The sequence below is a fragment of the Streptomyces sp. SM1 genome (assembly GCF_002910825.1).
GTDB classification, from domain to species: Bacteria; Actinomycetota; Actinomycetes; order Streptomycetales; family Streptomycetaceae; genus Streptomyces; species Streptomyces okerensis.
In genome coordinates this window covers 1-1,099 of the sequence record NZ_NEUB01000757.1, presented here as the reverse complement: position 1 = coordinate 1,099, position 1,099 = coordinate 1, and the positions used below count along the sequence as shown (strand labels likewise).

2 protein-coding genes are annotated in these 1,099 nt (G+C 70.3%); both read left to right on the top strand.

Translation table 11 applies throughout. From position 1 onward, the window contains the following. On the top strand, positions 1-723 hold a 723-nt coding region (locus B9S61_RS22875), incomplete at its 5' end, for a serine/threonine protein kinase (protein ID WP_258039802.1). Positions 724-847: 124 nt separating this feature from the next. Further along, positions 848-1,099: hypothetical protein (locus tag B9S61_RS22870; RefSeq protein ID WP_146064921.1), on the top strand; the 252-nt coding region annotated here is incomplete at its 3' end.

The following is a 1,099-nucleotide window of genomic DNA, read 5'->3' as shown; positions in this document are numbered from 1 at the left end:
GTGGTCGCCGTCCTTGCCGTGCTGGGCATCGTGCTGGCCGTCGTCCTCAGCGGTGGCGACGACGAGGGCGACAAGGGGGCGAACGGCAGCGGTGGCGAACGGGCCGTCGCCAGTCAGGACCCGAGTCCCGACACCAAGAGCGACGACAACGACGGCACCCGCACCGACGGCACCCGCGGCGACGACAGGGCGACCGCGTCGGCAGGCAAGGAGACGGGCACGGGCACGGGGACGAACGACCAGAGCGCCGGCGCCGGCGGGCCGGACGGCTCGGCCGGGGACGGCGGCGCGGCGGCGACGGAGACGTACAAGGGGAGCCAGGGGTACTCGATCGGGCTGCCCGAGGGGTGGAAGTTCCAGACGTCGGGCGCCGCCGGCGACCGGTTCACCGGACCGGACGGGCAGAAGCTGCTCATCGGCTGGACGACCACGCCGAAGGACGACCCGGTCGCCGACTGGAAGAACCAGGAGCGCGGCATGGTGCGTTCCCAGTACCAGCGGATCCGTATCGAGCCGGTGGAGTACCGGGGCTGGAACACGGCCGACTGGGAGTTCACCTACGTGGACGGCGGGACCAAGTACCGCTCCGTCGACCGGGGGACGGTCGTCGGCGACCGGCTCGGCTACGGGCTGATGTACACGGCCAAGGCCGACAAGTGGGGCAGTGATCAGCGCAAGGACACCTGGCGGACGCTGACCGAGACCTTCCGGCCGAAGGGCTGAGCGTGAGCGGTTTGTCGGAAAGGGAAGCCAGATATGGCATCCCCTCTCTGCGGGTTGCCTCCGGCACGTATCGTGAGTGCCTGCGGACCGTACGCAGCCACAACGGTCCGCTGCACGAACGGAACTGACCGACCGTAGTGCCGGGGGAGGCAGCGTGGACGACTATGCGGGACGGGTACTCGCCGACCGCTACCGCCTGCCGCTGCCCCCCTCCGACGAGTACGAACTGACCGAAACCCGCGCCTTCGACACCTACAGCGGGCAGGAGGTGCTGGTCAGGCAGGTCCCGCTGCCGGAGGTCGTCGAAGCCGAAGTGCTCGACGCCGAAGGGCTGCCGGACGGTTTCACCGCCCGTGACACACGGCGTGGCGGCTCC